This window comes from Stenotrophomonas sp. GQ19, from assembly GCF_059758695.1.
In genome coordinates this window covers 263,774-289,987 of sequence record NZ_JCAXES010000004.1, presented here as the reverse complement: position 1 = coordinate 289,987, position 26,214 = coordinate 263,774, and the positions used below count along the sequence as shown (strand labels likewise).

Annotated in this window: 27 protein-coding genes and 1 tRNA gene; 9 read left to right on the top strand and 19 right to left on the bottom strand. The window is 67.4% G+C overall.

Annotated features, from left to right (window positions below):
* Nucleotides 1-14: 14 nt before the first annotated feature.
* The 7 genes from AC6CHL_RS10620 to AC6CHL_RS10590 form a co-directional block, all read right to left on the bottom strand.
* Nucleotides 15-464 carry a hypothetical protein gene (locus AC6CHL_RS10620; RefSeq protein WP_448133404.1) on the bottom strand — a complete coding sequence of 150 codons (450 nt, stop codon included), beginning with the start codon at nt 462-464 and terminating at the stop codon, nt 15-17.
* Nucleotides 415-663, bottom strand: coding sequence for an FAD assembly factor SdhE (locus AC6CHL_RS10615; protein ID WP_038689039.1), 249 nt, complete (start codon nt 661-663; stop codon nt 415-417). Before AC6CHL_RS10615 ends, AC6CHL_RS10620 begins: the two co-directional genes overlap by 50 nt.
* A gap of 147 nt (nt 664-810) precedes the next feature.
* Entirely contained in the window at nt 811-1,596 is a 786-nt protein-coding gene (locus tag AC6CHL_RS10610; protein ID WP_038689041.1) for a succinate dehydrogenase iron-sulfur subunit, read from the bottom strand.
* 163 nt (nt 1,597-1,759) lie between these two features.
* Nucleotides 1,760-3,550, bottom strand: a complete 1,791-nt coding sequence (sdhA, locus tag AC6CHL_RS10605) for a succinate dehydrogenase flavoprotein subunit (protein ID WP_141058690.1) — start codon at nt 3,548-3,550, stop codon at nt 1,760-1,762.
* A 31-nt stretch (nt 3,551-3,581) separates the two neighbouring features.
* Complete coding sequence (gene sdhD, locus AC6CHL_RS10600; RefSeq protein ID WP_038689045.1) at nt 3,582-3,968, bottom strand: succinate dehydrogenase, hydrophobic membrane anchor protein; 387 nt, start codon at nt 3,966-3,968, stop codon at nt 3,582-3,584.
* Complete coding sequence (gene sdhC / locus AC6CHL_RS10595; RefSeq protein WP_038689047.1) at nt 3,965-4,357, bottom strand: succinate dehydrogenase, cytochrome b556 subunit; 393 nt, start codon at nt 4,355-4,357, stop codon at nt 3,965-3,967. Before sdhC ends, sdhD begins: the two co-directional genes overlap by 4 nt.
* A 56-nt stretch (nt 4,358-4,413) precedes the next feature.
* Nucleotides 4,414-4,587 carry a DUF1674 domain-containing protein gene (locus AC6CHL_RS10590; protein WP_081797234.1) on the bottom strand — a complete coding sequence of 58 codons (174 nt, stop codon included), beginning with the start codon at nt 4,585-4,587 and terminating at the stop codon, nt 4,414-4,416.
* Nucleotides 4,588-4,626: 39 nt separating this feature from the next.
* Here AC6CHL_RS10590 and ygfZ point away from each other — a divergent pair, with 39 nt between their 5' ends.
* Nucleotides 4,627-5,490, top strand: coding sequence for a CAF17-like 4Fe-4S cluster assembly/insertion protein YgfZ (ygfZ, locus tag AC6CHL_RS10585; RefSeq protein WP_498294309.1), 864 nt, complete (start codon nt 4,627-4,629; stop codon nt 5,488-5,490).
* A 140-nt stretch (nt 5,491-5,630) separates the two neighbouring features.
* Here the strand turns inward: ygfZ and AC6CHL_RS10580 are convergent, their stop codons facing one another.
* On the bottom strand, nt 5,631-6,722 hold the full coding sequence (locus AC6CHL_RS10580; RefSeq protein WP_038692319.1) for an ABC transporter ATP-binding protein: 1,092 nt from the start codon (nt 6,720-6,722) through the stop codon (nt 5,631-5,633).
* Nucleotides 6,723-7,076: 354 nt separating this feature from the next.
* On the opposite strand from AC6CHL_RS10580, the gene zwf reads away from it, so the two are divergent.
* The 5 genes from zwf (at nt 7,077) to AC6CHL_RS10555 (ending at nt 13,059) form a co-directional block, all read left to right on the top strand.
* Nucleotides 7,077-8,519 (top strand): glucose-6-phosphate dehydrogenase, encoded by a 1,443-nt coding sequence (gene zwf / locus AC6CHL_RS10575; protein ID WP_038689052.1) that lies wholly within the window; start codon nt 7,077-7,079, stop codon nt 8,517-8,519.
* Nucleotides 8,516-9,523, top strand: coding sequence for a glucokinase (gene glk / locus AC6CHL_RS10570; protein WP_038689054.1), 1,008 nt, complete (start codon nt 8,516-8,518; stop codon nt 9,521-9,523). The genes zwf and glk overlap by 4 nt, the downstream gene beginning before the upstream one ends.
* Nucleotides 9,520-10,242, top strand: a complete 723-nt coding sequence (gene pgl / locus AC6CHL_RS10565; RefSeq protein WP_038689056.1) for a 6-phosphogluconolactonase — start codon at nt 9,520-9,522, stop codon at nt 10,240-10,242. Before glk ends, pgl begins: the two co-directional genes overlap by 4 nt.
* A gap of 45 nt (nt 10,243-10,287) precedes the next feature.
* Nucleotides 10,288-12,204, top strand: a complete 1,917-nt coding sequence (gene edd / locus AC6CHL_RS10560) for a phosphogluconate dehydratase (protein WP_038689057.1) — start codon at nt 10,288-10,290, stop codon at nt 12,202-12,204.
* A 195-nt stretch (nt 12,205-12,399) separates the two neighbouring features.
* Nucleotides 12,400-13,059 carry a bifunctional 4-hydroxy-2-oxoglutarate aldolase/2-dehydro-3-deoxy-phosphogluconate aldolase gene (locus tag AC6CHL_RS10555; protein ID WP_141058686.1) on the top strand — a complete coding sequence of 220 codons (660 nt, stop codon included), beginning with the start codon at nt 12,400-12,402 and terminating at the stop codon, nt 13,057-13,059.
* Between the two features lie 173 nt (nt 13,060-13,232).
* On the opposite strand, the gene AC6CHL_RS10550 is transcribed toward AC6CHL_RS10555, so the two are convergent.
* The 4 genes from AC6CHL_RS10550 to ispG all read right to left on the bottom strand — a co-directional run bounded on the left by AC6CHL_RS10550 (nt 13,233) and on the right by ispG (nt 16,476).
* Entirely contained in the window at nt 13,233-13,577 is a 345-nt protein-coding gene (locus AC6CHL_RS10550) for a hypothetical protein (RefSeq protein WP_498294308.1), read from the bottom strand.
* A 74-nt stretch (nt 13,578-13,651) separates the two neighbouring features.
* Nucleotides 13,652-14,299: a response regulator gene (locus AC6CHL_RS10545; RefSeq protein WP_038689063.1), complete on the bottom strand. Its 648-nt coding sequence runs from the start codon at nt 14,297-14,299 to the stop codon at nt 13,652-13,654.
* 181 nt (nt 14,300-14,480) lie between these two features.
* Nucleotides 14,481-15,230, bottom strand: a complete 750-nt coding sequence (locus AC6CHL_RS10540; protein ID WP_038689065.1) for a phosphatase PAP2 family protein — start codon at nt 15,228-15,230, stop codon at nt 14,481-14,483.
* Nucleotides 15,211-16,476 (bottom strand): flavodoxin-dependent (E)-4-hydroxy-3-methylbut-2-enyl-diphosphate synthase, encoded by a 1,266-nt coding sequence (ispG, locus tag AC6CHL_RS10535; protein WP_038689067.1) that lies wholly within the window; start codon nt 16,474-16,476, stop codon nt 15,211-15,213. The genes AC6CHL_RS10540 and ispG overlap by 20 nt, the downstream gene beginning before the upstream one ends.
* 128 nt (nt 16,477-16,604) lie before the next feature.
* On the opposite strand from ispG, the gene AC6CHL_RS10530 reads away from it, so the two are divergent.
* Both AC6CHL_RS10530 and AC6CHL_RS10525 read left to right on the top strand, forming a co-directional pair.
* Nucleotides 16,605-17,831, top strand: coding sequence for an ATP-binding protein (locus AC6CHL_RS10530; RefSeq protein WP_038689069.1), 1,227 nt, complete (start codon nt 16,605-16,607; stop codon nt 17,829-17,831).
* On the top strand, nt 17,828-18,406 hold the full coding sequence (locus tag AC6CHL_RS10525) for a response regulator transcription factor (protein WP_498294307.1): 579 nt from the start codon (nt 17,828-17,830) through the stop codon (nt 18,404-18,406). Before AC6CHL_RS10530 ends, AC6CHL_RS10525 begins: the two co-directional genes overlap by 4 nt.
* Before the next feature lie 169 nt (nt 18,407-18,575).
* Here AC6CHL_RS10525 and pgi read toward each other — a convergent pair whose 3' ends face one another.
* The 6 genes from pgi to pcnB all read right to left on the bottom strand — a co-directional run bounded on the left by pgi (nt 18,576) and on the right by pcnB (nt 24,319).
* On the bottom strand, nt 18,576-20,090 hold the full coding sequence (pgi, locus tag AC6CHL_RS10520; RefSeq protein ID WP_463600733.1) for a glucose-6-phosphate isomerase: 1,515 nt from the start codon (nt 20,088-20,090) through the stop codon (nt 18,576-18,578).
* The gene (panD, locus tag AC6CHL_RS10515) at nt 20,087-20,467 is read right to left on the bottom strand and encodes an aspartate 1-decarboxylase (protein WP_038689075.1); all 381 of its coding nucleotides are present in this window, start codon (nt 20,465-20,467) and stop codon (nt 20,087-20,089) included. The genes pgi and panD overlap by 4 nt, the downstream gene beginning before the upstream one ends.
* Before the next feature lie 300 nt (nt 20,468-20,767).
* Nucleotides 20,768-21,610 carry a pantoate--beta-alanine ligase gene (panC, locus tag AC6CHL_RS10510; protein WP_038689077.1) on the bottom strand — a complete coding sequence of 281 codons (843 nt, stop codon included), beginning with the start codon at nt 21,608-21,610 and terminating at the stop codon, nt 20,768-20,770.
* Nucleotides 21,607-22,422 carry a 3-methyl-2-oxobutanoate hydroxymethyltransferase gene (gene panB / locus AC6CHL_RS10505; protein WP_038689080.1) on the bottom strand — a complete coding sequence of 272 codons (816 nt, stop codon included), beginning with the start codon at nt 22,420-22,422 and terminating at the stop codon, nt 21,607-21,609. The genes panC and panB overlap by 4 nt, the downstream gene beginning before the upstream one ends.
* Before the next feature lie 31 nt (nt 22,423-22,453).
* Nucleotides 22,454-22,942 carry a 2-amino-4-hydroxy-6-hydroxymethyldihydropteridine diphosphokinase gene (gene folK / locus AC6CHL_RS10500; RefSeq protein WP_498294306.1) on the bottom strand — a complete coding sequence of 163 codons (489 nt, stop codon included), beginning with the start codon at nt 22,940-22,942 and terminating at the stop codon, nt 22,454-22,456.
* A gap of 3 nt (nt 22,943-22,945) precedes the next feature.
* On the bottom strand, nt 22,946-24,319 hold the full coding sequence (gene pcnB / locus AC6CHL_RS10495; RefSeq protein WP_038689084.1) for a polynucleotide adenylyltransferase PcnB: 1,374 nt from the start codon (nt 24,317-24,319) through the stop codon (nt 22,946-22,948).
* A gap of 50 nt (nt 24,320-24,369) precedes the next feature.
* On the opposite strand from pcnB, the gene AC6CHL_RS10490 reads away from it, so the two are divergent.
* Nucleotides 24,370-24,444 (top strand) — tRNA-Glu (locus tag AC6CHL_RS10490).
* 152 nt (nt 24,445-24,596) lie between these two features.
* On the opposite strand, the gene AC6CHL_RS10485 is transcribed toward AC6CHL_RS10490, so the two are convergent.
* Complete coding sequence (locus tag AC6CHL_RS10485) at nt 24,597-26,027, bottom strand: sugar porter family MFS transporter (RefSeq protein ID WP_498294305.1); 1,431 nt, start codon at nt 26,025-26,027, stop codon at nt 24,597-24,599.
* Nucleotides 26,028-26,214 lie beyond the last annotated feature (187 nt).

Here is a 26,214-nt window from a genome sequence, read left to right as displayed (position 1 = left end):
CCGGACAATTCAGGCTATGGTGCCACTGCTGGACGTGAACGGGAAATGCAGCGTGCACGCACGGCCAGTCGCAGTTCACGTCGTTGCGCCGGGGTGAGCGTGTCGGGCCAGAACAGCCGCCAGTGGCGGCGTCCCTGCTGGCGCCAGGCCAGTTGCAGCAGCACGCCACGATCGGACAGCTGCAGGTCATCGACCGGCTGCCCATCCACCTGCGCCGGGTCATCACCGGGCGGTATCACGATGGCCTGGGCGGGCATGCGCCCGTAGCGCCACGCCCCGGTTGCGCCCATGGCCACGGCCAGCAGCGCGGCCGGCCAGTGCCAGCGGCCGGTCAGGTCGGTGCTGAACACCGCCCACGGCAGCAGCGCGGTGATCAGCCAGTGCGCACCGCACTGCCAGCGGGAAGGCCGCCACTCAAGCCGGCAGGGCGCGGATCCGGGCGATGAGCGCGGCAGGCTGCGCATGCGGGCACTCCTCGTAACCCATGAACCAGCGCCACAACCTATCGTCTTCGCTTTCCAGCAGGAACAGGAAAACCTCGCGCTCTTCGGTAGGTGCCTGCAGCCAGCAGCGGTCCAGGTAACGCCCGAACAGCTGGTCCAGTTCACGCATGCCACGCCGGCAACGCCAGCGCAGCTTCTTCAGTTCAGTGGCTTCGTCCATCGATCAGGCTCCGGAAACAGCAAGGCCGGGCATGGCCCGGCCGAACGTGCAGCCGGGTCGCGCCCGGCGTTGATGCAGCCGGGCAAGCCCGGTTCCTTTCAGCGGGGCAGAGCCCCGCTCTACGCGCACAGCCGGGCAGCGCCTAGCTTAGGCGCGGCGCGCCATCATCAGCTTCTTGATCTCGGCAATGGCCAGCGCCGGGTTCAGGCCCTTCGGGCAGGTGCGCGAGCAGTTCATGATGGTGTGGCAGCGGTACAGCTTGAACGGGTCTTCCAGTTCGTCCAGGCGCGCACCGGTGTCTTCATCGCGCGAGTCGACGATCCAGCGGTAGGCCTGCAGCAGGATCGCCGGGCCGAGGTAACGCTCGCCGTTCCACCAGTAGCTCGGGCAGCTGGTGGAGCAGCACGCGCACAGGATGCACTCGTACAGGCCGTCCAGCTTCTTGCGGTCTTCCGGCGACTGCAGGCGCTCGCGATCCGGCGGCGGCGGGGTCTGCGTGCGGATCCACGGCTTGATCGAGGCGTACTGCGCGTAGAAGTGGGTCAGGTCCGGCACCAGGTCCTTGACCACGCTCATGTGCGGCAGCGGGTAGATCGGCACTTCAGCCTTGCCGCAATCGGCAATGGCGCGGGTGCAGGCCAGCGTGTTGGTGCCGTCGATGTTCATCGCGCACGAACCGCAGATGCCTTCGCGGCACGAACGACGGAAGGTCAGAGTCGGGTCGACCTCGTTCTTGATCTTGATCAGCGCGTCCAGAACCATCGGGCCGCAGCTGTCCAGATCGATCTCGTAGGTATCGGTCCGCGGGTTGCTGTCGTCGTCGGGACTCCAGCGGTAGATCTTGAAAGTGCGCGTGTTCTTCGCACCGCTCTTGGCGGGGAAGTGCTTGCCCTTTCCGATCTTGGAATTCTTGGGGAGGGAAAACTCGGCCATGGCTGTTCTCGTTGGCTCAGGCGGCTCGCGCTGCGATGCAGGCGCGGCTAGCACGGAAGATGAGGAAGTTGACACCGCCGGCCCGCAGCGCGCGCACCACCCTGCCCGTGCGGGCAGGAAGGTGGGCAGGCGCTGCGTGGCCGGAGGTCATCCCGCAGGTCTCTTAGTACACGCGCGGCTTCGGCGGTACCACGTCCACGTCCTTGCTCAACGTGTACATGTGCACCGGGCGATAGTCGAAGCTGCACTTGCCCTTGTCGTCGACATTGACCAGCGTGTGCTTCTGCCAGTTGACGTCGTCGCGGTCCGGGAAGTCCTCATGCGCATGCGCGCCACGGCTTTCCTTGCGCTGTTCGGCCGAGTTGATCGTCGCCACCGCGTTGAGCAGCAGGTTGTTCAGCTCGTAGGTTTCGATCAGGTCCGAGTTCCACACCAGCGAGCGGTCGGTGACCTTGACGTCCTGGAAGGAGTCGAAGATCTCGGCCATCTTGCTGCAGCCCTCTTCCAGGGTCTTGCTGGTCCGGAACACCGCCGCGTCGTTCTGCATGGTGCGCTGCATGTTGTCGCGGATGACCGAGGTCGGGGTGTCGCCGTTGGCGTAGCGCAGCTTGTCCAGCAGGCCCAGCGCCTTGTCGCATGCATCGGACGGCAGGGTCTTGTGCGGCGCGCCGGACTTGATGGTCTCGGCACAGCGGTTGGCCACGGCGCGACCGAACACCACCAGGTCGAGCAGCGAGTTGGAGCCCAGCCGGTTGGCGCCGTGCACCGACACGCAGGCCGCTTCGCCGATGGCGTACAGGCCCGGTACCACGGCATCGTTGTTGTCGCCCAGCTTGCGCACGACTTCGCCGTGGTAGTTGGTCGGGATGCCACCCATGTTGTAGTGCACGGTCGGGATGACCGGGATCGGCTGCTTGTGCACGTCCACGCCGGCGAAGATGCGGGCGCTTTCGGCGATACCCGGCAGCTTGTCGTCGATCACGCCCGGGCCGAGGTGGGTCAGGTCGAGCAGGATGTGATCCTTGTGCTCGCCGACGCCGCGGCCTTCGCGGATTTCGATGGTCATCGAACGCGACACCACGTCGCGCGAGGCCAGATCCTTGTAGTGCGGTGCGTAGCGCTCCATGAAGCGCTCGCCGTTGCTGTTGCGCAGGATGCCGCCTTCGCCACGCACGCCTTCGGTGATCAGGCAGCCCGCGCCGTAGATACCGGTCGGGTGGAACTGCACGAACTCCATGTCCTGCATCGGCAGGCCGGCACGCATGACCAGACCGCCGCCGTCGCCGGTGCAGGTGTGGGCCGAGGTGGCGCTGAAGTAGGCGCGGCCGTAACCGCCGGTGGCCAGCACCACGCCGTGGGCGCGGAACAGGTGCAGCGAGCCGTCGGCCATGTCCAGGGCGAGCACGCCGCGGCAGACGCCTTCGTCATCGAAGATCAGGTCGAGCGCGAAGTACTCGATCATGAAGCGCGCGTTGTGCGCCAGCGACTGCTGGTACAGCGTGTGCAGCATGGCGTGGCCGGTACGGTCGGCCGCGGCGCAGGTGCGCTGCGCGGACGGGCCTTCGCCGTACTTGGTGGTCATGCCACCGAACGGGCGCTGGTAGATCTTGCCTTCTTCGGTACGGCTGAACGGCACACCGTAGTGTTCCAGCTCGATGATGGCCGGAATCGCTTCGCGGCACATGTACTCGATGGCGTCCTGGTCACCCAGCCAATCCGAGCCCTTGATGGTGTCGAAGAAGTGATAACGCCAGTCGTCTTCACCCATGTTGCCCAGCGCGGCGGAAATACCGCCCTGCGCGGCCACGGTGTGCGAACGGGTCGGGAAGACCTTGGTCAGGCAGACGGTCTGCAGGCCCTTGGCGGCAAGACCGAACGTAGCGCGCAGGCCAGCGCCACCGGCGCCGACCACGACCATGTCGTACTTGTGTTCCGTAATCTTGTAAGCGGACATCTAATCTGGATTCCTGTCTTGGTGCCTGGACTCAGGCAACGCCGAGCGCAATGCGGGCGACCGCAAAAACACTGACGATCGCGCCGAGCACGGCGATGAACTTCACCGTGGTCTGCAGCGCCAGGGCCAGCAGCGAGTTGTGGATGTAGTCTTCCAGCACGACCTGCAGGCCGAGCTGGGCGTGCCAGAACATCGCGACCAGGAAGCCGACCAGCAGCACCGCATTCCACGGCTTGGACACCGCGTCGGTGGCGGTCACGTAATCGGCGCCGATCAGGCTCAGCACGAACACCAGGAACCAGATGGTCAGGCCGACCAGCGCGGTGGCGGTCAGGCGCTGCATCACGAAGTGCTCGGTACCGGTCTTGGCCGCGCCAAGGCCACGCACGTTCTTCAGCGGGGTACGGAACTTGTTCATGCGGCGGCTCCGGCGAAGACGTAGGCCCAGACCAGGGCGGTGATCACCAGGCTGGCGAAGACCGAGATCCAGCTGCTGCGCACGAAGGCAGGAATGGAGAAGCCGATCGCGAAATCCTGCACGATGTGCCGGATGCCGTTGCACAGGTGGTAGGCGAAGGCCCACGTCCATGCAAACAGGAACAACTTGCCGTACCAGCTACCGGCGTGGCCGGTGAAGCAGTTCCAGGATTCAGGACCCATCATCAGGGCGAGCAGGCCGCCGGCGATGATCAGGGCTCCAACAGACAGAAAGATGCCGGATGCTCGATGCAGGATCGAGGTGGCCATCTGAATCTGCCAGCGATACACCTGAAGGTGCGGGGAAAGGGGACGTTCTCTGGCGGCCATTCGCTGGGCTCGTTGTCTCGGCTGGGCGGCGCAATGCCGCGTTGGCTCAATGCTGATCAAAAATCGATGCAGCGTCCGTTTTTCTCCCAGTCTCCATACCGCACCGGATCGAGTCCGCCGCGGCCACCAATCTCCACGGGCACCACAGGGGTCTGCGGAAGCGGCTGCTTCTCATCGACCTGCGGGGCTTCGGAGTCGGAATCTGGAGTGGGGGTTGTTTGGCCTATCATGGGTGGTCTCGCAACGCACAAATTTTAGACCCCGTTCACGTGCCTGACAACCTGCCCATGGATTTCAACGGTTTTCCGCGCCTCTCCGGTCACCAGCTGCTCAGTCTGGATGGTCCCGATGCGGCCGCGTTCGCCCACGCCCAGTTTTCCAGCGACGTCACTGCCCTGCCCGTCCGGCATTGGCAGTGGAACGCCTGGCTGAGCGCCAAAGGCCGCACCATTGCTGTGTTCCAGCTGATCCGGGTGGATGAAGAACGGATCCTGCTGGTGCTGGCCGATGGCGACGCCGATGCGATTGCGTCGCAATTGCAGCGTTTTGTGTTCCGCCGGAAGGTCAAGATCGCGGTGCGCGATGACCGGATCGTGGCCGGCAGCTTCACTGCGCCGGAAGCGGCGTCGGACGCCGCAATCGCGGTGCACGGTGAGACGCTGGAGCTGGATGTGGGCAGCGATGCCCTGCCGCGGACGCTGCGGATCGCGCCGCTGGACGGTGCCACGGCCACCGACGATGCCGGCTTCGTGCTGGCTTGGCGCCAATCGGATCTGCGCTACGGTGTGCCGCGTCTGGCCGCCGACCAGCGCGAGCAATGGACGCCGCAGCAGCTCGGGCTGGACCGTTTGAACGGGTACAGCGTCAAGAAGGGTTGTTACCCGGGCCAGGAGATCGTGGCGCGTACCCATTTCCTGGGCAAGGCCAAGCGCGCGTTGCAGTTGCTGCGGGTGGGCGATGGCACCGCCAGCGGTGCGCAGGTGCAGCAGAACGGCGCGGCGATCGGCACGGTGGCCAGCGTGGCCGGCGACCTGGCGTTGGCGGTGTTGCCGCTGGAGATCGCCAGCGATCCGCTGTCGGTGGACGGCATTGACGCCGTGCACCTGCCGCTGCTGGATGGCCTGGCCCGGTAGGCATCGACCGTGGGTCGATGCGCCACATCAGGAGCGTTGATCGTGCTGCGTGGTTGCCGGCCAGCGGCCGGCACAACCCGATCACGCGGCACCGGTAGTGCCGGCCGCTGGCCGGCAATCCCGGAAACCCGCCCGCCACCTCAGGCCGCGTTCAACCGCTCGCCGCTCTCCGCATCGAAGAAATGCAGGCCCTGCGGGTGGATCGCCACGCGGATGGTCTCGCCCACTGCCGGCAGCGCCTGCGGGGCCACGCGCATCACCAGGGGCTGGCCGCCGCCGGTCATGTTGACGAAGATCTCGTTGCCCACCGGCTCGATGCCGTCGATGGTGGCCACAAACGCGGTGGCATCGTCGGCGGCGGCCGGCTGCAGGTGCTCCGGGCGCACGCCCACGGCCACGGTGCGGCCGATCCAGGCCGGATCGATCGCCGCCTGGCCCAGCGGCGCGGTCAGCTGGGTGTCCTGCACCACCACGCCACTGTCGTTGCGCTGCAGGGTGCCACGCAGCACGTTCATCGCCGGGCTGCCCAGGAAGCCGGCCACGAACAGGTTGGCCGGGCGGTCGTACAGCGCCATGGGCGTGTCGATCTGCTGGATCACGCCGTCCTTGAGCACCACGATGCGCTGGCCCAGCGTCATCGCCTCGACCTGGTCGTGGGTGACGTAGATCATGGTGGTGCCCAGCTTGCGGTGCAGCTGCGCGATTTCCGTGCGCACGCTGTGGCGCAGCTTGGCGTCCAGGTTGGACAGCGGCTCGTCGAGCAGGAACACCGCCGGCTCGCGCACCAGGGCGCGGCCCAGTGCCACGCGCTGGCGCTGGCCGCCGGACATCGCCTTGGGCAGCTTGTCGAGCATGTCGGTCAGGCCCAGCGTTTCGGCCGCTTCGGTCACCCGCTTGCTGATCGTGGCCTTGTCGTGGCCGCGCAGCTTCAGGCCGAAGGCCAGGTTCTCGGCCACGGTCATATGCGGGTACAGCGCATAGCTCTGGAACACCATGGCGATGTCGCGGTCCTTGGGCGCCACGTCGTTGACCACCCGGTCACCGATGGTCAGCGTGCCCCCGCTGATTTCTTCCAGGCCGGCCACCATGCGCAGCAAGGTCGACTTGCCACACCCCGACGGCCCCACCAGCACCATCAATTCGCCATCGGCCACTTCGAAGGTCGCGCCCTGGACGGCCACCTGGCCGTTGTCGTAGACCTTGCGAACGCCCTGCAACTGCACTTTTGCCATATCACCCATTCCAGTCCGCCCGCTGCCGGGCTGTTGATGCGGAACTGCCTTCGGCCCTCCCGATGGCAGGTCGATGGCGTGGTGCCGCATGACGGCGACCACTGCAATCGAATACAGTCTGCTCATTCTGCCATGTAAACGTTTTCACGTGGCAGTATCCGTTGGTCGGTCATGACCGCGACGCATCGGGAGCCGCACAGTCTCCCGATTCGCCCCGTGCATGCCCCATGATGCGCTGGCCCGGTGCCTGTTCATGTTGCACCCGCAGCACTGGACACCATGCCCAGCTGGACCCCCGAGAACATAGACGAGAAGCGATTGACAACGATGTCACCCGGATCTGAAACTCGAGCGATGCACGACACCCTCTTCCTGTTCGGCGCGACCGGCGACCTTGCCCAGCGCTACCTGTTCCCTTCGTTGCTGCGCCTGCTCGGCGACGGCCTGCTGCCGGAGGATTTCAAGATCCGTGCGCTGGCCTTGAGCCCGCACGACACCGAGGGTTTCCGCGACATCCTGCGCCCGCGCCTGCAGCAGGCCATGCCGATGGCCAGCCAGGACGACATCCAGTCGCTGCTGTCGCGCATCGACTACCGTTCGGTGGACCTGCGCAACGCGGACTCGGTGGCCGAGTCGGTCAGTGACCTGGTCAACCGCCACTGCGTGAGCTACCTGGCCATTCCGCCGGGCCTGTACATCTCCACCTGCGAAGGCCTGGCCAAGGGCGGCGCCCTTGCCGCACCGCACCGCCTGATGCTGGAGAAGCCGATCGGCAGCGACAGCGCCAGCGCCGAGGAGATCATCTCCACCATCGGCCAGTGGATCGACGAAGACCGCGTGTTCCGCCTGGATCACTACCTGGGCAAGGCCGCGGTACAGAACCTGATCGCGCTGCGCTTCGGCAACACGCTGCTGGAAGCCGTGTGGAACCGCAACTACATCGAGTCGGTGCATATCCTGGTGGCCGAAAGCGAAGGCGTGGACGGCCGCGACGCGTACTACGCCCGCTCCGGCGCGCTGCGCGACATGGTCCAGAGCCACATCCTGCAGCTGTTGTGCCTGGTGGCGATGGAGCCGCCGGCCTCGCTGGAAGCCGACCGCATCCGCGACGAGAAGGTCAAGGTGCTGCGCGCCCTGCGCCCGCTGGACGCCAAGCACGCCGCCCGCGACAGCGTGCGCGGCCGCTACACCGCCGGCACCATCAACGGTCAGCCGGCCCAGGCCTACCAGCCGCCGGAAGGCAGCGACGTGGAAACCTTCGCCGGGGTCACCGCGCATATCGACAACTGGCGCTGGTCCGGCGTGCCGTTCCACCTGGTCACCGGCAAGCGCCTGGCCGAGCGCACCACCCGCGTGGTGGTCACGCTCAAGCCGGTCACCCACTGGCTGTTCGAGCGGCCGCATCGTCGCAATGCCACGCCCAACCGCATCGTGTTCCAGCTGCAGCCGCAGGAGAACATCGAGCTGGGTCTGATGAGTTCGCTGGCCGGCCCGGAATGGGGCGCGCTGGAACTGCATCCGCTGGAACTGGAACTGTCCGTGCCGACCGGCCTGCACCGCCGCATCGCTTACGAACGCCTGTTCCTGGATGCGTTCAACGGCAACCACGCGCTGTTCGTGCGTGACGACGAAGTGCGTGCCGCCTGGGCCTGGATCGACAGTGTCAGCGATGCCTGGAAGGCCGCCAGCCTGCCGCTGCAGCCCTACCCGGCCGGCGAATGGGGCCCGGCCGAAGCCGCCGGCTTCCTGCCCGCTGAAGTGGATGCCGACGCCGGCCGCAAGGACGGCGACGCATGACGCTGCAGAACCAACCGGTCCTGGTTGCCGATATCGGTGGCACCAACGCCCGCTTCGCGCTTGCCGACACCAGCCTTGAGGCTCCGCTGCAGCAGGACAGCATCCGCGAATTCGCGGTGGCCGATTTCCCCTCGCTCGGCGATGCGGCGCGGCACTACCTGGAACAGGTCGGCGCCTCGGCCACGCGCGGCGTGTTCGCCGTGGCGGGCCGCGTGGACGGCGATGAAGCGCGCATCACCAACCACCCGTGGGTGATCTCGCGCAGCCGCACCGCGCACATGCTGGGCTTCGACGAGCTGCACCTGATCAACGATTTCGCCGCCCAGGCGATGGCCATTTCGCTGCTGCAGCCGCAGGACGTGGTCCAGGTGGGCGGCGCGGCGTGGGTGCCGGGCAAGCCGGGCCAGCCGCGCAACTATGCGGTGATCGGCCCGGGTACCGGGCTGGGTGTCGGTGGCCTGATCCTGCGCCACGGCCGCTGCTATCCGCTGGAAACCGAAGGCGGCCATGTCAGCTTCCCGCCGGGCACGCCGGAGGAAATCCGCATCCTGGAGATCCTCTCCGAGCAGTTCGGCCGGGTCTCCAACGAGCGCCTGATCTGCGGCCCGGGCCTGGTCAACATCCATCGCGCCGTGTGCGAGATGGCCGACATCGATCCGGGCCAGCTGCAGCCGGTGGACGTGACCGCCCGTGCGCTGCACGGTGACCCGCAGGCCATGCGTGCGGTGGACGTGTTCTGCGCGGTGTTCGGCGCCATCGCCGGCGACCTGGTGCTGATGCAGGGCGCCTGGGATGGCGTGTTCCTGACCGGCGGGCTGACCCCGAAGATGCTCGATTCGCTGCAGCACTCCGGTTTCCGCCAGCGCTTCGAGCACAAGGGGCGCTTCTCTTCGATCATGGCGCGCGTGCCGTCGCTGGCGGTGATGCACCCGCATGCCGGCCTGCTGGGCTCGGCTGCCTATGCCGCCGATGTTGAACGCGACCTGCAAGGAACCAACGCATGAACAGCCTGGATGCATCCGATCGCTTCACCCTGATCCGCCACGGCGACGCCGATGCCTGGATCGAAGCCATCGCCGCCGAAATGGCGCAGGCGCTGAACAACGATATCGCCACCTTCGGGCGCGCGCGCATGCTGCTGTCCGGCGGCACCACGCCGGCACCGGTGTACCAGGCGCTGGCCGAACTGGACGTGCACTGGGACCGGGTGGAAGTCAGCCTGGTCGATGAGCGCTGGCTGTCGCCGCAGGACCGTGACAGCAACGCCTGGCTGGTGCGCGAGAGTTTCCTCGGTCGCGCCGATGGCGCGCATTTCGACCCGCTGGTGCGGGTCGGCAAGCCGCTGCCGGAGTGCGTGTATACCGCCAACCTGCAGGCCCAGCACAGCCAGGCGCCGTGCCTGAGCGTGCTCGGCATGGGCAACGACGGCCACACCGCGTCGCTGTTCCCCGGTTCCAAGGACCTGGCCCGGGCGCTGGAAAGCACCCTGCCCTACGCCGCCCTGGACGCCACCGGTTGCCCGGGCGCGAACCAGTGGCCGCTGCGCATCACGCTGACCCCGCACGGGCTCAGGCATAGCGGCCAGCGCCTGCTGCTGCTGCGTGGCAAGCAGAAGCTGGAAGTGCTCAAACAGGCGCTGGAAAGCAACAACCCGCAGCTGTATCCCATCCTCAACGCGATCGACCTCGACGGCGCGAAACTGCGCGTCCACTGGTGTGACTGACCTGTCCCCGGTGTTGTTCGTCCGCCCTCTCATAGCCGGTAGCCAATGAGCCTGCATCCCCAACTCCATGCCATCACCCAGCGCATCGTCCAGCGCAGCGTCGCCTCGCGCGCGGCCTACCTGGCCGGGATCGATGCCTCGCTGCGCGATGGGCCGTTCCGTTCGCGCCTGAGCTGCGGCAACCTCGCCCACGGGTTCGCCGCGTGCGGGCCGACCGACAAGTCGCGCCTGCGCGGCGGTGTCACCCCGAACCTGGGCATCATCACCGCCTACAACGACATGCTGTCGGCGCACCAGCCGTTCGAGTCGTACCCGGAGATCCTGCGCGCCGTTGCGCGCGACATGGGCGCCACCGCGCAGGTGGCCGGCGGCGTGCCGGCGATGTGCGACGGCGTCACCCAGGGCCGTGGCGGCATGGAGCTGTCGCTGTTCTCGCGCGATGTGATCGCGCAGTCCACGGCGATCGGCCTCAGCCACGACATGTTCGACGCCACCGTGTACCTCGGGGTGTGCGACAAGATCGTGCCGGGCCTGTTGATCGGCGCGCTGGCGTTCGGCCACCTGCCGGCGATCTTCCTGCCGGCCGGTCCGATGACGCCGGGCATTCCGAACAAGCAGAAGGCCGAAGTGCGCGAGCGCTATGCCGCCGGGCTGGCCAGCCGCGAGGAACTGCTGGAAGCCGAAGCGGCGTCGTACCACGGTGCAGGCACCTGCACGTTCTACGGCACCGCCAACTCCAACCAGACGTTGCTGGAAGCGATGGGCGTGCAGCTGCCGGGCGCGTCGTTCGTCAATCCCGATACGCCGCTGCGCGATGCATTGACCCGCCGCGCCGGCGAGCGTGCGCTGGAGATCTGCGCGCTGGGGGACGATTTCCGTCCGCTCGGCCGGCTTATCGACGAGCGTGCGATCGTCAATGCGGTGGTGACGTTGATGGCCACGGGCGGCTCGACCAACCACACCATCCACTGGATCGCGGTGGCACGGGCGGCCGGTATCGTGCTGACCTGGGACGACATGGACGAGCTGTCGCAGCTGATTCCGCTGCTGGCGCGGGTGTATCCGAACGGTGAGGCCGACGTGAACCGCTTCGCGGCCGCCGGCGGTACGGCGTTCGTGTTCCGCGAGCTGATGGAAGCCGGGCTGATGCATGCCGACCTGCAGACGGTGGCCGAAGGCGGGATGCCGCAGTACGGGCAGGAGCCGGCGCTGCGTGATGGCACGCTGGCGTACGTCGACGGGCTGCGCGAGAGCGCGGATGCGGACGTGGTGCGCGGTGTGGCCGATCCGTTCGAGGCCCAGGGTGGGCTGCGGCTGCTGCGCGGCAATCTGGGGCGTTCGTTGATCAAGCTGTCGGCGGTGAAGCCGCAGTTCCGTACGATCGAGGCGCCGGCGGTGGTGGTGGATGCGCCGCAGGTGTTGAACAAGCTGCATGCCGCCGGTGTGCTGCCGCACGATTTCGTGGCGGTGGTGCGTTTCCAGGGGCCGCGCGCGAACGGGATGCCGGAGCTGCATTCGCTGGCGCCGTTGCTGGGGCTGCTGCAGAACCAGGGGCGGCGTGTGGCGCTGGTGACCGATGGTCGTCTGTCGGGCGCGTCGGGCAAGTTCCCGGCGGCGATCCACATGACGCCGGAAGCGTCGCGCGGCGGGCCGCTGGCACGGGTGCGCGAGGGCGACATGATCCGTCTGGATGGCGAGGCGGGGACGCTGGAGCTGCTGGTGGACGCGGCGGAGTTCGCGGCGCGCGCGCCGGCACCGAACACAGCACCGGCGGCGCACGACATGGGGCGCAATCTGTTTGCGCTGAACCGGCGCGTGGTCGGCCCGGCCGACCAGGGCGCGATTTCGATTTCGTGCGGGCCGGCGACGGCCGACGGCGATATCTGGAATTACGACGCCGAGTACGACCTGGGGCGTGATGCAGCGGCGGCGGAAGCGCCGCATGAAGCCAAGGACGCCTGAGGCGACCGACGCAGCGGCGGCTGTCCCGTGCCGAGGGAGCGGTTGGCCCCCTTCGGGACACGCCGTGAACCCATCCATGGGGGCTCGTCCAAAACATCCATGTTTTGGACGGTCCCGAAGGGGGCCAACCGCTCCCTCCCGACATATCGCGGCGCCTTGATGGCGTCGCTCGAATCAGCAAAGGGAAAGACAACAATGAGCATCGAGCAACATCAGAAGCGCGCAGCCGAGCTGCTGCATGCGGCCGGCATTCTGCCGGTGGTGACCGTGCATACGCTCGACCAGGCCCGCGCGGTCAGTGCGGCGTTGCTGGAAGGTGGGTTGCCGGCGATCGAGTTGACCCTGCGTACGCCGGTGGCGATGGAAGCGCTGGCGATGCTGAAGCGTGAGCTGCCCGATGTGGTGGTGGGTGCCGGTACGGTGCTGACCGTGGCGCAGATGCAGCAGTCGATCGATGCGGGCGCGGATTTCCTGGTGACGCCGGGTACGCCGGCGCACATGGCCGATGCGTTGGCGCAGGCGGCACTGCCGGTGGTGCCGGGTGCGGCGTCGCCGACCGAGATGCTGGCGCTGTATGCGCGGGGCTTCCGGGTGTGCAAGCTGTTCCCGGCTTCGGCGGTGGGTGGGCTGGCGATGATCAAGGGCCTGGCCGGGCCGATTCCGGACCTGAAGCTGTGCCCGACCGGTGGCATCACCGAGGATACGGCGGCCGAGTACCTGGAGCAGAAGAACGTGGTCTGCATCGGCGGCTCGTGGATGGTGCCGGGCAGCTGGATCGAGCACGGGCAGTGGGACAAGGTGCGCGACAGCGCGGCGCAAGCGGCGAAGATCGTGGCGCGGGTACGCGCGCACTGAGGCACTGTCGGGGGAGCCAGCAACGCATGGCGTGGCTCTACCGGTAGGATGGCGCACCGAAAAAGGCCCGGCTTGCCCGGGCTTTTTTTTGCAAAAACGGGGACCACCTTTACGTCCGGCGCGCGGGACCCATGAAGGTCAAACAGCAGAAGTCCTGACGAGTGGGCCCCGAGTCACTTCGGAGCGATCTTCGTGAATGAAGGTCCATAGCTCCGACGGAACTGGTCACAACCCTCAATCAGCAGCGACCACGCTGCTGGCGGAACGCCGAACTCTTCTTCGGCCTGCTCCATCGCCTCTTCCAATGATTGATGCCACGTGTCAGCCAGGTGCGACATATCCATACCGAACCTGTGAAGAAAATAGCCGACCGACTCTTCTTCGATCCGAAGAATCCTCGTATAAACATCTGCATCGAGGTTCACGATACCCGCGCCACCCGATGTGTCGGCACCGAAATGCGCGACATTGAGAGACCTGCTACCAGAATCACTGACGACCGCCTGCCAAATTCTCACGGCGTCACCCCCAAGTATAAGTTCTCCGTGACCGTACCAGCCTTGTTCCTGGTACAAATCTCACCGACAACGCGTTACATCGGCCGTGCCGGATCCACCAGACCGTACTGGCTGGCCATGCGGGCCAGCGCGATGTTGTCGTGGATGCCCATTTTCTCGAACAGGCGCGCCTTGTGCGTGTTGACGGTTTTGGCACTCAGGCTCAAGCGCTTGGCGATGTCTTCCTGGCGCAGGCCCTGGGTGAGCAGCAAGGCCACTTCCAGTTCGCGCGGGGACAGGGCGTCGAACGGCGACTGGGTGCCTTCGACGTTGGACAGCGCCAGGTTCTGCGCGATGCTGCTGCCCAGGTAACGCCGGCCCAGCGCGGCGTCGCGCACGGCACGCAGCAGTTCCTGTGCATCGCAGCCCTTGCCGATGTAGCCGGAGGCACCGGCTTCGAGCAGGCGCTTGGGCATCGGACCGTCTTCGAGCACCGAGACAATCACCACGCGGGTGCCGTGGTCGCCACGCACCACCCGTTCGGTGACTTCCATACCACTGACGCCCGGCAGGTGCAGGTCGCACAGCACCACGTCCGGTCGCAGCTGACGGATGTCAGGCAACGCATCTTCGCCGGAGTCCGCTTCACCGACTACCTCGATATCGGTCTCGTTGGACAGGATCATCTTCATGCCGGTTCGCACCAGCGCATGATCGTCCACCAGATACACTCGAATCGTCATCCACGTACCTCTTCAAACGCTGCGAACGGGGGCAAGCCTAGCGGCGGGATGATGCGATAACAAGGAAGAAACCTTCCCGTCGGCGCGTTCTGGTGCCCGCATCACAACCAAGCTGGATTACCCCTACCCCTTAGCCTTTCACCCCAGGCCATATCGGTTTACTACGCCTATTACTCTACGCCTATACCCCGTCGCGATCGGCCTTTGCGGCCGAGGACCCGGCGAGGGGGCGGTGGCGCCAGGGATGCCGGCGCCTGAACATGACCAGGAAGCACCCTACCACCCAAACCAGGGCGGCACACCAACCGGCCAGGATGTCCGACGGATAGTGGACCCCCAGGTACACCCGGGACACGCTGACCAGCACGCTGAACCCGGGTGCCAGCACCAGCACCGGCCAGCGCCAGCGGGTGTTCCAGGCCAGCAGGGCCACCGTGACCGCCAGGGTCATCGAGCCCATTGCGTGGCCGCTGGGAAAGCTGAACGTGCTTTCCGGGGCGATCGATTCCCATAGGCTGGGCCGGTCGCGCTGGAAGAACTGCTTGCTGCCCAGGTTCAACAGCGCCGAACCGACGAAGCTGATGGCCACGAAACTGGCCTCGCGCCAGCGCTTGCGCCACAGCAGCGCCACCACGATGAGCACATCGGCCGGGATCAGGAACCACTCGTAGCCCAGCTTGGAGAGCAGCGTGAAGAACTGGTCCAGCCCCGGCGAATGCAGGCCGTGCATCTTCCAGAGCAGTGGCGCATCGAAGTGGAACGATTCAAATTCGTGCACCTCGTCGGCCAGTGCGACGAAGCCGGCCAGCGGCAGCAACACGCCGGCGAACAGCAGGACGAACCGCCACGCGTTGTGCGCCATCCAATGGCGGAACCCCGCGACCGGCTCCTGGCCGGCCATTACGTCGGGCTTATCCGACGCTGCGGACATACTTTCGCTCAACGTAATCGTCGATCAGCGCCACGAAATCCTGGGCGATGTGGTCGCCACGCAGGGTCACGGCCTTCTCGCCATCGACGAACACCGGCGCGGCCGGGGTTTCACCGGTACCCGGCAACGAAATGCCGATGTTGGCGTGGCGCGACTCGCCCGGCCCGTTGACGATGCAGCCCATCACCGCCAGGGTCATGTTCTCCGCACCCGGGTGGCTGATCTTCCAGACCGGCATCTTCTCGCGCACGTGGTTCTGCACCACCTTGGCCAGCTCCTGGAAGAACTCGGAGGTGGTGCGGCCGCAGCCCGGGCAGGCCGTGACCAGCGGGGTGAAGGCGCGCTGCCCGGTGGTCTGCAGCAGTTCCTGGGCCACGATCACCTCGGCGGTGCGCGACTGGCCCGGCTCGGGGGTGAGCGAAATGCGGATGGTGTCGCCGATGCCTTCCTGCAGCAGCACGGCCAGCGCCGCCGAGGAGGCCACGATGCCCTTGCTGCCGATGCCGGCCTCGGTAAGGCCCAGGTGCAACGCGAAATCCGAGCGCTGCGCCAAGTCGCGGTACACCGCGATCAGCTCCTGCACGCCGCTGACCTTGGCCGACAGCACGATGCGATCCCGCGGCAGGCCCAGTTCGACCGCGGTATGCGCCGAATCCAGCGCCGAACGGATCAGCGCCTCGCGCAGCACCCGGCCGGCATCCCACGGGGTGGCCCGCTGGCTGTTCTCATCCATCAGGCGGGCGGCCAGCGACTGGTCCAGCGAGCCCCAGTTGGCGCCGATGCGAACCGGCTTGCCGTAGCGGATCGCAAACTCGATCAGCTGCGCGAACTGGGTGTCCTTCTTCTTGCCGAACCCGACGTTGCCCGGGTTGATCCGGTACTTGGCCAGGGCTTCGGCGCAGGCCGGCTCCTGCGTCAGCAGCTGGTGGCCGTTGTAGTGGAAGTCGCCGATCAGGGGCACGTCGATGCCCATCATCTGCAGCTTTTCCACGATCCGCGGAATGGCCGCGGCCGACTCGGGGTTGTTGACCGTCAGCCGCACCATCTCCGACCCGGCCCGCCACAGTTCGGCCACCTGCTTGACGCTGGCGGCGATGTCGGCGGTGTCGGTGTTGGTCATCGACTGCACCACCACGGGGCTGCCCCCGCCCACGACCACGCCGCCGATGCGGACGGCCTGGGTCTGGCGGCGGGCCCACACGGTGGTGTCGGACGGTTGGGTCGGTTGGGTCACGGCGTCATGCATTCCCCATTTTAGCGCGCCACGCGTGTTCACGCGCGCGGCGTGGCTACCGACCGTTGGTCGGTACTCATTCAACCGATGCGGCCGATTGTCGCAGGCAGGCCAGCCCCCGAGCGCATAGGATGTGCGCAATGACCGGCACCGACGCCCCCTTCCTCCGAACCCTGTGCAGCCTGCGCTGGCTGGCCGTGGCCGGCCAGGCCGCCACGATCCTGGTGGCCACCTCGGTGCTGGGGCTGGAACTGCCGCAGCTGCCGCTGTGGGCCGGGGTGGCCGCGCTGACCCTGTTCAACCTGTACGCGCAGCTGCGCGTGAACGACGCCGACACCGCGCCGGTGACCGCGTTCGGCCACATTCTGGTGGACGTCAGCGTGCTCACCTGGATGGTGGGCTGGAGCGGTGGCATCGGCAATCCGTTCGGCTCGCTGTTCCTGATCCTGATCGCCCTGGCCGCGCTCGCCCTGCCCCTGCGCTGGACCCTGGCGGTGGCCGCGACCTGCCTGATCGGCTACGCGGTCAGCGGCATCTTCGGGCTGCCTTTGCCGGCCGGCTACTTCACCGCCATGCAGATGCACCAGTGGGGCGTGGTCTGCAACTTCCTGTTGTCGGCCACGGTGGTGCTGGTGTTCGCCACCCGCCTGGCAATCGCCCTGCGCCACCGCGAGCATGAGCTGGCCCTGCTGCGCGAGCGCTTCGTGCGCAACGAAGGCATCGTGGCCCTGGCCACCCACGCCGCGTCGGTGGCCCATGAGCTCAACACGCCGCTGGCGACCATGACCCTGCTGGCCGACGACATCGCCGACCAGACCAACAGCAGCGAAGTGCGCGATGACGTGGATACGCTGCGCGAGCTGCTGGTGCAGTGCCGCGAGCGGGTGCTGGCGCTGGCCCGCCCGGCCGCCGGCGATGCGCCCGGGCGCGACACGGTGACCCTGCCGCAGGTGCTGGAACAGTGGCGGCTGGTGCGCCCGACCATCACCCTCAAGCGCAACGACGACGCACCGCTGAAACTGCCGCTGGACCCGGGCATCGGCCACCTGCTGATGGTGCTGCTGAACAACGCCGCCGACGCGGGCGAGAAGGCCGAGCGCCCGCAGGTGGACCTGACGCTGCGCATTGAAGGGGACACCCTGATCGGCGAAGTGCGCGACTACGGCCACGGCTTCGATGCCCGCCAGGCAGTTCTGCCCGGCACCCTGTTCAACAGCGGCAAGGCGCAGGGCATGGGCGTGGGCCTGGCGCTGTCGCACGCCACCATTGAACGCCTGGACGGCGAACTGTGGATGCGCCCGGCCAACGGCGCCGGCACCCGCGTCGGCTTCCGCCTGCCTTTGACGTCTTCGGAGACTTCCGCATGAACATTCCCCCCCTGCCCGCTGCCAGCCATGGCCTGCTGGTCGACGACGACGAGCTGTACCTGCGTACCCTGCAGCGCAGCCTGGGCCGCAAAGGCCTGGAAACGGTGACCGCCAGCGACATTGGCTCGGCGCTGTTGCTGGCCCGGCAGAACCCGCCGGCATATGCGCTGATCGACCTGAAGCTGGGCTCCGAATCCGGCCTGTCGCTGATCCAGCCGCTGCGCGCCCTGCGCGAAGACATGCGGATCCTGCTGGTCACCGGCTACGCCAGCATCGCCACCGCGGTGGAGGCAATCAAGCTGGGGGCCGACGACTACCTGCCCAAGCCGGCCACGGTGCCGATGATCCTGCGCGCGCTGGGCGAAGAAGACGATGGCCCGGCCGACGATGGCGACCTGGAGCCGCCGGACGCGATGACCCCGATCAGCCGGCTGCAGTGGGAACACATCCAGCAGGCCATGCACGAAACCGGCGGCAACGTATCGGCCGCCGCGCGCCTGCTCGGCATGCACCGCCGCTCGCTGCAGCGCAAGCTGGCCAAGCGGCCGAGTCCGGAACGCGACCCGAGCCGGTAAGGCCCGGCGCGGGTTGGCCGCGCAAACACCGGGCGCAACAACCGGTAGAGCCGACCGTTGGTCGGCTGCTCTTCACCACAACGACCAACACCGCGCGTTGCGCGCGATAGCCGACCAACGGTCGGCTCTACCTGCCTTTAGCCGATCAACGGTCGGATCTACGCGGTGGTCAGGCGGTCAGCCGGCCCAGCAACTCCAGCGTCACCGGGTCGGTGATCGCATGCGCTTCACCCTGCAACGCCGGCAGCAACTGGCTGGCCAGCTGCTTGCCCAGCTCCACGCCGAACTGGTCGAAGGCGTTGATGTTCCAGATGATCGACTGCACGTACACAGCGTGTTCGTACATGGCGATCAGCGCGCCAAGCGACTGCGGGGTGAGCGCGTCGAGCAGGATCAGCGTGCTCGGGCGGCCGCCGGGATACGCGCGGTGCGGGTCGTCGCTGCCCTGGCCGTTGGCCAGCGCTTCGGTCTGTGCCAGCAGGTTGGCCATCAGCGCCTGGTGGTTGACCACGTACGGGTCATCGTTGCGCACGCAGCCGATGAAATCGGCCGGAATCACGCTGGTGCCCTGGTGCAGTGCCTGGAAGAAGCTGTGCTGCACGTCGGTGCCTGCCCCGCCCCACCACACCGGCACGGTGTCGCTGGCAACCGGGCTGCCATCGAGCTGCACGCGCTTGCCCAGGCTTTCCATCACCAGCTGCTGCAGGTAGGCCGGCAACAGCGCCAGGCGCTGGTCGTAGGTCATCACCGCATGCGTGGCATGGCCCAGCAGGTTGCGGTTCCAGATATCGGTCAGGGCATGCAGGACCGGCAGGTTCTGCTCGAGCGGCGCGGTGAGCGCGTGTTCGTCCATCTGCGCGGCACCGGCCAGCAGCTGTTCGAAGCGCTCGAAACCGATCGCCAGCGCGATCGGGAACCCGACCGCCGACCACAGCGAATAGCGCCCGCCCACCCAGTCCCACATCGGCAGCACGCGGCCGGCGGCGATCGAGAAGGCCTTGGCCGCCCGCTCCGGGTTGGCGCTGACCGCATACAGGCGCTCGCTGCCGCCCAGCCAGTCATGCAGGATCTGCCCGTTGAGCAGGGTTTCCTGGGTACCGAAGGTCTTGGAAATCAGGACGCCGGCGGTGGTGGCCGGGTCGAGCGTGGCCAGCGTGCGCTGCATGGCGGCGCCGTCCACGTTGGAAACGAAATGCACGCGGAAGCGCGCGCCGCTGACCGGGCGCAACGCGTCGGCAACCAGGCGCGGGCCGAGGTCCGAGCCACCGATGCCGACACTGACGATGTCGGTGACGGTGGTCTTTTCCAGCGCGGCGATCAGGTCGCCCATCTGCGCGCGGACCTGGGCGGCGGTGGCGAAGGCTTCGCCGGCCACCGGTGCACCGCTGAGGTCGCCCCGCAATGCGGTATGCAGCGCCGCGCGGCCTTCGGTCAGGTTGACCGTTTCACCGCGGAACAGGCGCTGGAAGCCGCCGGCGACATCGCGCTCGGCGGCCAGCTGCAGCAGTGCGTCCAAGGCCGCGCGGTCGTACTTCTGCCGCGCGAAATTGACGTACAACGGACCGACCCGCAGCCCCAGCGATTGTGCGCGGCCCGGTTCGGCGGCGATCAACGAAGGAATGCTTGCGCCACGCAGGCGCTGGGCATGGGAGTGGAGCGGGTCGAATCCGTTGTGCTGTGTCATGCGGCCTGGGTCGGGATGCTGTCGTTGGTGTGGGAGATCTGGTTCTTGCCGTCCACATATACCAACTTCGGCTTGAAGCTGTCAGCTTCTTCTTCGCTCATGCTGGCGAACGCCGCGATGATGATGATGTCGCCGACCTGCACGTGGCGCGCTGCGCCGCCGTTGAGCGACACCACGCCACTGCCGGCTTCGGCACGGATGGCATAGGTGGAGAAACGCGCACCGTTGGTGACGTCCCAGATGTGCACCTGTTCGAACTCACGGATCCCGGTGGCCTGCAGCAGGTTGTCATCGATGGCGATGGAACCTTCGTAGTTCAGCTCGGAGTGGGTGACGGTGGCGCGGTGGATCTTGGTCTTGAGCAGGGACAGATGCATGGCAACGGGACAACGGTAAAGGAAAGGGAAATTCTAGCACCCGCCGGACAACGGGCAGGGCAAGCCGCGCCCGCCCGCGCCGGGGGCTGCCAGCGGTTCAGCATCGTCACGACCCACCCGTCCCGCGGTAGAGCCACCCCATGGGTGGCTTCACGGTCATCTCGGGTCACATCCGCAGGACGGCGGGCGCCCCGGGGGTAGAGCCACCCCATGGGTGGCTGCACGGTCATCTCGGGTCACACCCGCAGGACGGCGGACGCCCCTGGGTACCCCCCCGCCTCAATCCCGGGGGTTAGCCCCTCAGAACTCCAGGTTGTCGATCAACCGGGTGTTGCCGATGCGCGCGGCGATCAGGGCCACGCGGGTGCCGTCATTGGCGTCGGCCGGCTCGGACAGATCCGGCTTGCGCACCACCGCATAGTCCACCTGGAACCCGGCGGCCTGCAGGGCGGCGGTGGCCTCGGCTTCGATCAGGCTGCGGGTCTTGCCGGCGATGAAGCCTTCGCGCATGCCCAGCAGCACCTGGTGGATGGTGGTCGAGACCGGGCGCTGCTCGGCGTTGAGGTACTGGTTGCGCGAGCTCATCGCCAGGCCGTCGGTTTCACGCACGATGTCCCCGCCCACCACCTGGATCGGGAAGGCCAGGTCTTCCACCATCTGGCGGATCACCGCCAGCTGCTGGTAGTCCTTCTTGCCGAAGGCGGCCACGTCCGGCTGCACCTGGTTGAACAGGCGCGAGACCACCGTGCACACGCCATCGAAATGGCCCGGGCGGTGGGCGCCTTCCAGCAGGCCACTGATGCCCGGCACGTTGACGCTGGCCGCCAGTTCGATGCCGAACGGGTACATGGATTCGACGGTCGGCAGCCACAGCACGTCGCAGCCGGCCTGCTCCAACCCGGAGGTGTCGGCTTCCGGGGTGCGCGGGTAGCGGGTGAAGTCTTCGTTGGGGCCGAACTGGGTCGGATTGACGAAGACACTGGAGACCACGCGGTCGGCGTACTGCCGGGCCAGCGTGACCAGCGAGTAGTGGCCCGCATGCAGGTTGCCCATGGTGGGGACCAGCGCGACGCGCAGGCCCTCACGCTTCCAGCCGTTGACGACGGCGCGCAGGCGGGACAGTTCGGTGACGGTTTCGATCATGAGGCGTAGGCGTGTTCTGCGTCGGGGAAGGAGCCGTCGCGCACGGCGTCGGCGTAGGCACGGACAGCACCGGCGACCGAACCGCCGTCGGCAAGGAAATCCTTGACGAACTTGGGTCGGCGATGGCCGCTGTCCAGGCCGAGGAAATCATGCAGCACCAGCACCTGGCCGTCGCAGCCGGGGCCGGCGCCGATACCGATGGTGGGCACGGACACGTCGGCGGTGACCTGGGTGGCGACCGGGGTAGGCACGCACTCCAGCACGATCAGGGTGGCACCGGCGGCGACCGCGGCCTTGGCGTCGTCGCGCAGCTGCTGGGCGGCATCGCCCCGGCCCTGCACGCGGTAACCGCCCAGGCGCAGCACCGACTGCGGGGTCAGGCCCAGGTGCGAGCAGACCGGGATCTCGCGCTCGACCAGGTAGCGGATGATGTCCAGCTTGAACCCGGCGCCTTCGATCTTGACCATCTCCGCGCCCGCCTGCAGCAGGCGCAGCGAAGCATCCAGCGCGCGTTCGGGGGTGGCGTCCGCGCCGAACGGCAGGTCGGCCACCAGCAGCGCACGCTGCAGCACGCGGGCCACGGCGCGGGTGTGGTAGACCATGTCGTCAGTGGTCACCGGCAGGGTCGAATCATGCCCCTGCACCACCATGCCCAGCGAGTCGCCGATCAGGATCAGGTCCACGCCGTTGGCGTCGAACGCACGCGCAAACCCGGCGTCATAGGCGGTCAACATCACCAGCTTCTGGCCGTTGCGCTTGGCCTCGGCCAGGGCGGGAACGGTCCAGGGCTTGCTGTCTGCGTGGGTACTCATGAGCTGATAACCGGTGGCGATAAGCCCCGCATTATCCCCCTATTGGCGCGATCCCGCAGGCCTCGACCCGCATCACAGCATCCCGCACACGGCCGTGGCCGGGAATCACCGCGTCCGGGGCAACGTCGGCCAGCGGCAGCAGCGCGAACGCGCGTTCGTGCAGGTAGGGATGCGGGACCTTCAGCTGCGGCAGGTCGATCACGTCCTCGCCGAACAGCAGCAGGTCCAGGTCCAGCGTGCGCGGCCCCCAGTGCACGCCCGGCTGGCGAACCCGGCCGAAGTCGCGCTCGATGCCCAGCAGCGCGTCCAGCAGCTCCGGGCCGCTCAGCGCGGTGTCGAGCAGCGCCGCGGCGTTGACGAACGCCGGCTGGTCTTCATTGCCCCAGGCCGGCGTGCTGTACAACCGGGAGCGCGCGCGCAGCGTGGTGCGCGGGAGCCCCGCCAGGGCCTCGAACGCGTCGCGCAGGGTCTGCGCGGCGTCGCCCAGGTTGGCGCCCAATCCAATGCAGGCAGCGGTCACGTCTTACTCGCCCGTGGCGGCCCCGCCCGGACGACGGCGCCGGCGCCGACGCTTGCGCGGTGCACCGTCTTCGTCGACCTCACCCTCGACATGCGCCGCATCCAGCGCCGAATCCAGCTCCGGGCCGGACTGCAGCTGGGCTTCGCGCCAGAACTCGACGTCGGCGCTGTGCTCGCTGGAGGCCACCTGGCGCAACACCAGGAAGTCGTAGGCGGCGCGGAAGCGCGGATGGGTCAGGGTGCGGATCACGCGCTTGCGCTGGCGCGAGCTGAAACGCCCCTGCAGCAGCCAGATCTCCTGCATCGGCAGCGAGAAGCGGCGCGGCAGCGCGATGGTGGTCAGCTGGTGCAAGGTGACGCGGTCGGCGGCGCGACGCTGCGCCTCTTCCAGCGCCACGCCCTGCTTCTGCAGGCTGGCCAGGGCGCGGCAGAACGCCGGCCACAGCAGCAGCGCGAACAGGAACGACGGCGACACCGGCTCATCGTTGGCCACGCGCAGGTCGGTGTTGTGCAGGCCTTCGATGACCATGCGGCGCAGCGCGCCACTGCGGTTGCTGCGTAGCGCGGCCGCACTTTCCGGGAACATCACATCCAGCAGGCCGTAACGCTCCAGGCCTTCGAAGCTGGCCACGCCGTGCCCGGACAGGAACAGCTTGAGCACTTCCTCGAACAGGCGCGCCGGCGCGGCTTCGGCCAGCAGGCCGGCAAGCCGCGGCAGCGGCTCGGCGCTGGCGTCGTCGATCTGGAAACCGAGCTTGGCCGCCAGGCGCACCGCGCGCAGCATCCGCACCGGGTCTTCCTGGTAGCGCTTTTCCGGGTCGCCGATGAGTTTCATCAGGCGCGCCTGGACGTCTTCGAAGCCGCCGGTGTAGTCGCGCACCGAGAAGTCCTCGATCGCGTAGTACAGGGCGTTGCAGGTGAAGTCACGGCGGATCGCGTCGTCTTCGATGCTGCCGTAGACGTTGTCGCGGACCAGCATGCCGTTTTCCATCTCGCGGTCGCCGCTGCCATCGTCGATGTTGGCGCGGAAGGTGGCCACTTCGATGATTTCGCGACCGAACACCACGTGGGCCAGCCGGAAGCGGCGACCAATCAGGCGGCAGTTGCGGAACAGCGCCTTGACCTGTTCCGGGGTGGCATCGGTGGCCACGTCGAAGTCCTTGGGGTTGCCGCCGACCAGCAGGTCGCGCACGGCGCCCCCTACAAGGTAGCCAGCGAACCCGGAATCACGCAGCCGGTACAACACGCGCAATGCGTTGGGGCTGATGTCCTTGCGGGAGATGGTGTGCTGGTCGCGCGGAATCACGCGCAGGCTGAACGGTGATGTAGCAGAAGAATTGATGTTGGCGCTTCCGGTTGAGTTTTCGGGATTGCCCAATGGCATCTAGGTCCATATACTAGCGCGCTGCGCAGTTCGCGACAAAGCCTGCTCCCTTCGTCTAATGGTTAGGACGTGGCCCTCTCAAGGCTAAAACAGGGGTTCGAGTCCCCTAGGGAGCACCAGTCGCGCTGCACGGAAGCCAAAAACCCCGCCACGGCGGGGTTTTTTGCGTTCCAGGCCCGGGGCCGCCAGCCCCTGCCCTGCCAGGCGCGCAACGGGGAGCACGTGCCACCCGCTGCGTCGCCCGACCAGGTCGCCCCGGTCGGGCGCGCGCTCAGCCCTCCATCTGCTCCAGTTCCTTGCCCTTGGTCTCGTTGACGAAGCGCAGCACGAAGAACACCGACAGCACCGCGGCCACCGTATAGATGCCGTACGCCCCGGCCAGGCCGATGCTGCCCAGCAGCACCGGGAAGGACACGGTGATGGCGAAGTTGGCCGTCCACTGCGCCGCACCGGCCACCGCCAGCCCCGAGCCGCGGATCTGGTTGGGGAACATCTCGCCCAGCATCACCCACATCACCGGGCCCCAGGACATGTTGAAGAAGATCACGTAGACATTCGCCGCGACCAGCGCCAGCACGCCCATGCTGTCAGACAGCTGCAGCTTGCCGCCGGCATCCAGCGACCCGCTGGCGAAGGCGATGGTGACCAGCGCCAGCGAGATCGCCATGCCTACCGAGCCGATCCACAGCAGCGGCTTGCGGCCGATACGGTCGATCAGCACCACGGTGACCAGGCAGGCACCGATGCTGAGCGCACCGGACAGCACGTTGATGAGCAGCGCGTCGTTCTCCGAAAAGCCCACCGCCTGCCACAGCACCGCGCCGTAGTAGAAGACGACGTTGATGCCCACCAGCTGCTGGAACACCGCCAGACCGATGCCGATCCAGACGATCGGGCGCAGCGTGCCGGTGGCCTTGCTGATCAGGTCCTTGAAGGTCGGGTGGTGCTGGTCCTGGGACAGCGAGCCTTCGATCTCGGTGATCTTGGCCTGCGCCTCGGCCGGCCCGTACAGACGGGTCAGCACCGCCAGGGCCTGGTCACGGCGCCCTTTGACCACCAGAAAGCGCGGGCTTTCCGGGATCACCAGCAGCAGGCACAGGAACAGCAGCGAGGGAATGGCCTGCATCCAGAACATCCAGCGCCATGCCGCCTGGCCCAGCCACAGGGACTCGGTGGAGGCGCCGGCCGCCCTGGCCAGCAGGTAGTTGCTCAGGAAGGCGCAGAACAACCCGCTGATGATCGCGATCTGCTGCACCGTGGCCAGCCGCCCGCGGTACCGGGCCGAGGCCACCTCGGCAATGTAGGCCGGCGACATCACGCTGGCCGCGCCGACCGCGAACCCGCCGATCACCCGGGCGATGATGAACACCGTGGAGCTGTGCGCCGCACCGGCCCCCAGGGCCGAGAACAGGAACATCACCGCGGCGATGATCAGCACGCCGCGGCGGCCGAGCCGGTCGCCCAGCCGGCCGGCGAAGAACGCACCGATCGCGCAGCCGAGCAGCATCGAAGCCACCTCGAAGCCGATCCCGGCCGAGCTGGACTGGAACGTGTCCTTGAGGCCATCGACGGTGCCGTTGATCACGCCGCTGTCGAACCCGAACAGGAAGCCACCGATGGTGGCCACGCAGCTGATCAGGATGATGAAGCCGGTGTTCTCGCCGCTGCCGGCACGTGTACTGCTGAGCGAAGCACTGGTCATGGGAAACCCTGGGTTGAAGGGACGCTGCGCACGACCGCAGCAGGGACGGATGGCGCAGGTTCTCATACCTTTCGCGCCGGCTGGGCGGCGGCGGGTGGGCCCGGACCTGGCGGCGGCCCGCGGCGGTGCGGGCGCATGGCCGCGCTCGACGACCGGTTGAACACCGACGCCCTCCACTGCGACCATG

Coding starts and splice junctions, on each gene's coding strand:
- AC6CHL_RS10620 (WP_448133404.1), bottom strand. CDS start 464: ATGCGCAGCCTGCCGCGCTCATCGCCCGGATCCGCGCCCTGCCGGCTT.
- AC6CHL_RS10615 (WP_038689039.1), bottom strand. CDS start 663: ATGGACGAAGCCACTGAACTGAAGAAGCTGCGCTGGCGTTGCCGGCGT.
- AC6CHL_RS10610 (WP_038689041.1), bottom strand. CDS start 1,596: ATGGCCGAGTTTTCCCTCCCCAAGAATTCCAAGATCGGAAAGGGCAAG.
- sdhA (WP_141058690.1), bottom strand. CDS start 3,550: ATGTCCGCTTACAAGATTACGGAACACAAGTACGACATGGTCGTGGTC.
- sdhD (WP_038689045.1), bottom strand. CDS start 3,968: ATGAACAAGTTCCGTACCCCGCTGAAGAACGTGCGTGGCCTTGGCGCG.
- sdhC (WP_038689047.1), bottom strand. CDS start 4,357: ATGGCCGCCAGAGAACGTCCCCTTTCCCCGCACCTTCAGGTGTATCGC.
- AC6CHL_RS10590 (WP_081797234.1), bottom strand. CDS start 4,587: ATGATAGGCCAAACAACCCCCACTCCAGATTCCGACTCCGAAGCCCCG.
- AC6CHL_RS10580 (WP_038692319.1), bottom strand. CDS start 6,722: ATGGCAAAAGTGCAGTTGCAGGGCGTTCGCAAGGTCTACGACAACGGC.
- zwf (WP_038689052.1), top strand. CDS start 7,077: ATGCACGACACCCTCTTCCTGTTCGGCGCGACCGGCGACCTTGCCCAG.
- glk (WP_038689054.1), top strand. CDS start 8,516: ATGACGCTGCAGAACCAACCGGTCCTGGTTGCCGATATCGGTGGCACC.
- pgl (WP_038689056.1), top strand. CDS start 9,520: ATGAACAGCCTGGATGCATCCGATCGCTTCACCCTGATCCGCCACGGC.
- edd (WP_038689057.1), top strand. CDS start 10,288: ATGAGCCTGCATCCCCAACTCCATGCCATCACCCAGCGCATCGTCCAG.
- AC6CHL_RS10555 (WP_141058686.1), top strand. CDS start 12,400: ATGAGCATCGAGCAACATCAGAAGCGCGCAGCCGAGCTGCTGCATGCG.
- AC6CHL_RS10545 (WP_038689063.1), bottom strand. CDS start 14,299: ATGACGATTCGAGTGTATCTGGTGGACGATCATGCGCTGGTGCGAACC.
- AC6CHL_RS10540 (WP_038689065.1), bottom strand. CDS start 15,230: ATGTCCGCAGCGTCGGATAAGCCCGACGTAATGGCCGGCCAGGAGCCG.
- ispG (WP_038689067.1), bottom strand. CDS start 16,476: ATGCATGACGCCGTGACCCAACCGACCCAACCGTCCGACACCACCGTG.
- AC6CHL_RS10530 (WP_038689069.1), top strand. CDS start 16,605: ATGACCGGCACCGACGCCCCCTTCCTCCGAACCCTGTGCAGCCTGCGC.
- AC6CHL_RS10525 (WP_498294307.1), top strand. CDS start 17,828: ATGAACATTCCCCCCCTGCCCGCTGCCAGCCATGGCCTGCTGGTCGAC.
- pgi (WP_463600733.1), bottom strand. CDS start 20,090: ATGACACAGCACAACGGATTCGACCCGCTCCACTCCCATGCCCAGCGC.
- panD (WP_038689075.1), bottom strand. CDS start 20,467: ATGCATCTGTCCCTGCTCAAGACCAAGATCCACCGCGCCACCGTCACC.
- panC (WP_038689077.1), bottom strand. CDS start 21,610: ATGATCGAAACCGTCACCGAACTGTCCCGCCTGCGCGCCGTCGTCAAC.
- panB (WP_038689080.1), bottom strand. CDS start 22,422: ATGAGTACCCACGCAGACAGCAAGCCCTGGACCGTTCCCGCCCTGGCC.
- AC6CHL_RS10485 (WP_498294305.1), bottom strand. CDS start 26,027: ATGACCAGTGCTTCGCTCAGCAGTACACGTGCCGGCAGCGGCGAGAAC.